Consider the following 5,628-nt stretch of genomic DNA (forward strand, 5'->3'; position numbering starts at 1 on the left):
AAATATCTCTCCGACAAGAAGCTGACCAAGCCGGACACCGAAGTGAAGCTGCTCGGCAATCAGATCGTGCTGGTGGCGCCGAAGGACTCGGCGGTCGACACCAGGATCGAGAAGGGTTTCGACCTCGCCAAGCTGATCGGCGACGGCAAGCTCGCCATGGGCGATTTCAAGGCGGTGCCGGCCGGCAAATACGGCAAGGCCGCGCTTGAATCGCTCGGCGTCTGGTCCTCGGTCGAGGGCAAGGTGGCGCAGGCCGAAAACGTGCGCGCGGCGCTGAAACTGGTTTCGACGGGCGAAGCCGCCCTTGGCATTGTCTATGCCACCGACGCGCATGCCGAAAAGGGGGTCAAGGTGATCGGCACCTTCCCGGAGGATTCGCATCCGCCGATCATCTATCCGGTTGCCCAGACCGCCGATTCGAAGGACAAGGATACGCCGGCTTTCCTGAAATGCCTGCAGTCGGCCAAGGCGGCCGCGCTGTTCAAGGATCAGGGATTTACCGTGCTCGCGCCGAGCAACTGAGTTCCAAGGGGCACTATGAACTGGCTGCTGGACCTCACTCCCGACGAATGGAATGCGGTCCGGCTGTCCATCAAGGTGGCAACGGTGGCGATGCTCGCCAGCCTGCCGCCGGGCATCTTGATCGCGCTTCTGCTTGCCCGGGGACAGTTCTGGGGCAAGACGGTTCTCAACGGGCTGGTGCATCTGCCGCTGATCCTGCCGCCGGTGGTGACCGGCTATCTGCTGCTGCTCACCTTCGGCCGGCGCGGTCCGGCCGGTGCCTTCCTGGCCGAGCATTTCGGCATCGTCTTCTCCTTCCGCTGGACAGGTGCGGCGCTGGCTTGCGGCGTCATGGGCTTTCCCCTGATGGTGCGGGCGATCCGGCTGTCGATCGAGGCGGTGGACCGTAGGATGGAAGCGGCGGCGGGAACGCTCGGCGCCAATCCGCTCTGGGGGTTTGCCACCATCACGCTGCCGTTGATCCTGCCCGGGCTGATCGCCGGCGCCATCCTGGCCTTCGCCAAGGCGATGGGCGAGTTCGGCGCCACCATCACCTTCGTTTCCAACATTCCCAATGAGACGCAGACATTGCCGTCGGCGATCTACACCTTCACGCAGGTGCCGGGTGGCGATGAAGGGGCGCTCCGCCTGACGCTGATTTCCATTGTCATCTCCATGGCAGCACTTGTGGCTTCGGAGGTGCTGGCGCGGCGTGTCGGCCGGCGGCTGGACATCGAATGAGCGTTCTCGTCGACATCAGCCATCGGCTGGGCGGTTTCGCCATCGGCGCCCGCTTCGAAAGCGCCGGGCGGCTGACGGCGCTGTTCGGAGCGTCTGGGTCGGGCAAGACGACGCTGATCGGCATGATTGCCGGGCTGATCCGGCCCGACAAGGGACGCATCGAGGTTGACGGCCGTGTGCTGGTCGATACCGGTGCCGGCATTTTCGTGCCGAAGCACAAGCGCCGCATCGGCATGGTGTTCCAGGACGCAAGGCTGTTTCCGCATTTGAGCGTTGCCGGCAATCTTCGCTACGGCCGCTGGTTCACGCCGCCGGCGGAGCGCTACGCCGATATCGATGCCGTCGTCGACCTGCTCGGCATCGGGCCGCTCATGAACAGGCGGCCGGCAAAGCTCTCAGGTGGCGAGAAACAGCGTGTGGCGATCGGCCGGGCATTGCTTGCCAGCCCCAGACTGCTGCTCATGGACGAACCGCTGGCCTCGCTCGACGAGGCGCGCAAGGCCGAAATCCTGCCCTATGTCGAAAGGCTGCGCGACGAGATCAAAATCCCGATCGTCTATGTCAGTCATTCGGTCGCCGAAGTGGCGCGGCTGGCCAGCGACGTGGTGATGCTGGCGCAGGGCAATGTCGTTGCCAGCGGGCCGACCGAGGCGGTGATGCAAAGGCTCGACCTGTTGCCGGCGGAGGAGCGCGGCGAGGGCGGCGCCGTGCTGGACACCAAGGTGCTGCATCACGACGAGAGTTTCGGCATGACCGTGCTCGGCTCGGCTGCGGGCGAGCTCCGGGTGCCACAGCTGGCGATGAAGACAGGTACGCCGGTGCGCATCCGTATCCGCGCACGCGATGTGATGATCGCCACCGAAAAGCCGAGGGGTCTCAGCGCGCTCAACATCCTGCCGGGAACCATTACCGCGATGAGCCCCGGCGAGGGACCGGCGGTCGAGGTCGGTATCGACTGCAATGGCGCAACCGTGCTTGCCCGCATCACCGAACAGTCGCGGCAGGCGCTGAAGCTTCATCTTGGCGGCAAGGTTTTCGCGGTGATCAAGACGGTGAGCTTCGATCGGGCGAACACCGGCGCCGGCCTGCCCGCCGAGACGGATGGATGATCCCGCTATGTCTTTTTGGAATAGCGGTTTCGCCAGGGAGCTTCTAGTATGACGTTGGGATGTGACCGCGGAGAGCAAAGATGCCGTCGCTGAGCTTGCGGATAAATCTCGATCCCGACGGGCGCGTCGGGCCGGGCAAGATCGAACTCCTGGAACAGATCGCCGCCTTCGGCTCCATCTCGGCCGCCGCGCGCGGCATGGAGATGTCCTATAAGCACGCCTGGGACCTGGTCGAGGACATGAACCGGGTATTCGGCAAGCCGCTGGTGGCGGCACAGACCGGCGGCCGCAAGGGCGGCGGCGCACAGTTGACGGCGGTCGGCCTGGCAGTGGTCAGCCGCTTCCGCGCCATCGAGCGCGCGGCGGCGGCCGCGGCAGCGACGCATATGGAGGCGTTGCAGGCGGAGATTGAGGCTGGGTGAGGGAGTAGGGCAGTAGGGCAGTAGGGCAGTAGGGCAGTAGGGCAGTAGGGCAGTAGGGCAGTAGGGCAGTAGGGCAGTAGGGCGGCATTCGCGTGCTGTCTTCCAACACAAAACGTCATTCACCTACTGCCCTATTGCCTTACTCCCCTATTGCCTTCCTATTAGGGCTTGCGCAGCAAATAGCTGTCCATGATCCAGCCCTTCCGCCGACGGGCTTCCTCTCGAACTTTTTCGATCTTTGCGCCGATGTCACCGATCCTGCCGGAGAGAGTGATCTCGTCTTCCGTTCCGAGGTAGGCGCCCCAATGGATGACGACATCCTTGTCGGCCAGCGTGTTGAAGGCGCATTTGCCGTCCAGCAGGACGACCGCGCTGCCGGCATTGTCCGGCATGCCTTCTTCGGTCAGGCGGCGGCCGGTGGTAATGAGGACGGAATCGCCGATGCGGTTCAGCGCCATCTTGTGGCTGGCGGCAAGTGCCTGGACGGCGGTGATGCCGGGGATGACCTCAAGCTCGAACGCCACATCGCCTCGCAGGCGCACGCGCTCAAGGATGCGCAACGCGCTGTCATAGAGCGAAGGGTCGCCCCAGATCAGGAAGGCGCCGCAGCCGTCGCCTGCAATCTCGTCGCGGATCAGGCCTTCGTAAATGGCGGCGATGGCTTGATGCCAGTCATCGACGGTCGAGCGGTAGGAGGGCGCCGGACCATCTTCTACCGGGAGGTCGCGCACCGGCACGTCGAATTCGACGCGCCGCGACTTCGGATTGGTGACGAAGCGGTCGCAGATCTGACGGCGCAGTTCGGCCAATTCATTTTTTTTCGCGCCCTTGTCGGGAATGAACAGCACATCCGCCTGGTTCAGGCCTGATATGGCCTGAACGGTCATGTGGTCGGGATTGCCGGCGCCGATGCCGATGACGAGAAGCTTGCGCATGGGCGAACTCCTGCCCGATCGGAACCCGTTAGTCCAGACCGCGCAGGCGCGTGTCCAGACCGCGCAGGCGCGTGTCCAGACCGCGCAGGCGCGTGTCCAGACCGCGCAGGCGCGTGTCCAGACCGCAGTCCAGCTCCCTTTGGTTCGTCCGCGGATACGGAAGGGCTTTGAACGCCACATTGAAACGGCTAGGGTCCTGCAGGCATTCCAGCCGAGGGGGCTTCCATGTTGCGATATGTTCTGACCGCCGTGCTGGCCTTGTCGTCCGTACCCGCTTTCGCCAATGATTCGGTTGCCGAACTTGGCACCGGCGGCCTGATCCTGTCGCGCAGCGATGCCGTGGCGATGCAAAGCGAGGACCTTTTCATCTCGCCGGAAAGGGTCACGGTCGACTATGTCTTCCACAACAACACCGATCAGGATGTCCAGGCCATCGTCGCCTTCCCGATGCCCGACATATCGGGCAATCCCGAAGAAATCCCGGCGATTCCTGAAAATCAGAGCGATAATTTCCTCGGTTTCGAGGTGACGATCGACGGTGTCGCCGCAAAGCCGCAGCTCGAGCAGAAGGTGTTGGCGCTCGGCATCGACATCAGCGCTGAACTGAAGGCGCAAAACGTGCCGTTCTATCCTTTCGGCGATGCGGCGAAGGCGGCGCTGGCGAAGCTGCCGCAAGCGGTTGTCGATGACTGGGTCAACCGCGGCATCATCATCGAGGACACCGGCAGCGACGGCACCGAGACGAGCAAGGTCTACACCCCGTTCTGGCAATTGCGTTCGACCTACTGGTGGCGCTCGACCTTTCCGGCCAACAAGGACGTCCATGTTTCCCACCACTACAGGCCGAGCGTCGGCGGCACGTCTTCGGTCAGCTTCTTCTACGACGGCAAATTCCAGGGTCAGTATGCGGCCTACAAGACCCGGTATTGCATGGACGGCACATTCGAAAATGCGGTGCGCAAGGCGGCCAAGGACGACCCTGACGGCTACCCCAAATATTTCGAGAGCCGCATCGCCTATATCCTGACCACCGGCGGCAACTGGGCTACGGGCACGATCGGCAAGTTCAAGCTGACGATCGACAAGGGCAATCCGAAAGCCCTGGTCTCGTTCTGCGGCGACAATGTCAAAAAGACCGGACCGACGACATTCGAGATGACGGCGGATGATTTCTACCCCGAGCGCGACATCGACATCCTGATCCTCGAGCCGACGGACGAAAATTGATGCATGTCGCAATCTACGTTGCCATTGCCGAGAACGGCGTGATCGGGCGGGACGGCGGGCTCCCGTGGCGGCTCTCCACCGATCTCAAGCGCTTCAAGGCCGATACGATGGGCAAGCCTATCATCATGGGCCGCAAGACCTATGAGGGCATCGGTCGGCCGCTGCCGGGCAGGTTGAACATCGTCGTGACCCGCGACGAGACCTGGCGCGCCGAGGGCGTCGAGGTGGCACATTCGCTCGAAGCCGCGATCCAGCTGGCGACGGTGCGCGGGCGCGGCATGGCCGATGTCGACGAGGTGTGCGTCATCGGCGGCGGCGAAATCTATGCCCAGGCCATGCTGCTGGCCGACCGGCTGCACGTCACCCATGTGCTGGCAGCGGTCGACGGCGATGCGCATTTCCCGCCGATCGATCCCGATTCCTGGCGCATTGTCAGCTCGCAGGACGTCCCTGCCGGGGAAAAGGACAGCCACCCGACGCGCTATTCGGTTTACGAGCGGCGTCGCGAGAGACATTGAACGAAAAAAGAGCCATTGAAGGAAGACAAAGGGTCGCGACTGGACCAAATCGGACGAAGTCGGAAGCGCATCGCGTTGAAAGCGCCCCGTGGCGTGCCTATAGAAGAACAATACTGGATTTTGCGCCGTAATGCCGGCGCTTGAGGGAATTCCAAGCGAAAGGACATTCATGCCC

At 63.2% G+C, this 5,628-nt stretch carries 7 protein-coding genes; 6 read left to right on the plus strand and 1 reads right to left on the minus strand.

Going from position 1 to position 5,628, the window contains the following annotated elements:
- The 4 genes from modA to EN990_RS34605 all read left to right on the plus strand — a co-directional run.
- Positions 1-522: molybdate ABC transporter substrate-binding protein (gene modA / locus EN990_RS34590; protein WP_127388559.1), on the plus strand; the 522-nt coding region annotated here is incomplete at its 5' end.
- Positions 523-537: 15 nt separating this feature from the next.
- A complete protein-coding gene (gene modB, locus EN990_RS34595; RefSeq protein ID WP_127388560.1) occupies positions 538-1,242 on the plus strand; it encodes a molybdate ABC transporter permease subunit in 705 nt (234 codons plus the stop codon).
- The gene (gene modC, locus EN990_RS34600; protein ID WP_127385234.1) at positions 1,239-2,351 is read left to right on the plus strand and encodes a molybdenum ABC transporter ATP-binding protein; all 1,113 of its coding nucleotides are present in this window, start codon (positions 1,239-1,241) and stop codon (positions 2,349-2,351) included. The genes modB and modC overlap by 4 nt, the downstream gene beginning before the upstream one ends.
- 80 nt (positions 2,352-2,431) lie before the next feature.
- The gene (locus EN990_RS34605; protein WP_013531026.1) at positions 2,432-2,773 is read left to right on the plus strand and encodes a winged helix-turn-helix domain-containing protein; all 342 of its coding nucleotides are present in this window, start codon (positions 2,432-2,434) and stop codon (positions 2,771-2,773) included.
- A 161-nt stretch (positions 2,774-2,934) separates the two neighbouring features.
- On the opposite strand, the gene cobF is transcribed toward EN990_RS34605, so the two are convergent.
- Positions 2,935-3,708 carry a precorrin-6A synthase (deacetylating) gene (gene cobF / locus EN990_RS34615; protein ID WP_127370287.1) on the minus strand — a complete coding sequence of 258 codons (774 nt, stop codon included), beginning with the start codon at positions 3,706-3,708 and terminating at the stop codon, positions 2,935-2,937.
- Positions 3,709-3,933: 225 nt separating this feature from the next.
- Between cobF and EN990_RS34625 the strand changes: the two genes are divergently transcribed.
- Complete coding sequence (locus tag EN990_RS34625; RefSeq protein WP_127385236.1) at positions 3,934-4,935, plus strand: DUF4424 domain-containing protein; 1,002 nt, start codon at positions 3,934-3,936, stop codon at positions 4,933-4,935.
- Positions 4,935-5,453 carry a dihydrofolate reductase gene (locus EN990_RS34630; protein WP_013531029.1) on the plus strand — a complete coding sequence of 173 codons (519 nt, stop codon included), beginning with the start codon at positions 4,935-4,937 and terminating at the stop codon, positions 5,451-5,453. The genes EN990_RS34625 and EN990_RS34630 overlap by 1 nt, the downstream gene beginning before the upstream one ends.
- Positions 5,454-5,628 lie beyond the last annotated feature (175 nt).

This window comes from Mesorhizobium sp. M7A.F.Ca.US.005.03.1.1, assembly GCF_003997975.1.
GTDB lineage: Bacteria > Pseudomonadota > Alphaproteobacteria > Rhizobiales > Rhizobiaceae > Mesorhizobium > Mesorhizobium ciceri.

Coding starts and splice junctions, on each gene's coding strand:
- EN990_RS34630 (WP_013531029.1), top strand. CDS start 4,935: ATGCATGTCGCAATCTACGTTGCCATTGCCGAGAACGGCGTGATCGGG.
- modC (WP_127385234.1), top strand. CDS start 1,239: ATGAGCGTTCTCGTCGACATCAGCCATCGGCTGGGCGGTTTCGCCATC.
- EN990_RS34605 (WP_013531026.1), top strand. CDS start 2,432: ATGCCGTCGCTGAGCTTGCGGATAAATCTCGATCCCGACGGGCGCGTC.
- cobF (WP_127370287.1), bottom strand. CDS start 3,708: ATGCGCAAGCTTCTCGTCATCGGCATCGGCGCCGGCAATCCCGACCAC.
- EN990_RS34625 (WP_127385236.1), top strand. CDS start 3,934: ATGTTGCGATATGTTCTGACCGCCGTGCTGGCCTTGTCGTCCGTACCC.
- modB (WP_127388560.1), top strand. CDS start 538: ATGAACTGGCTGCTGGACCTCACTCCCGACGAATGGAATGCGGTCCGG.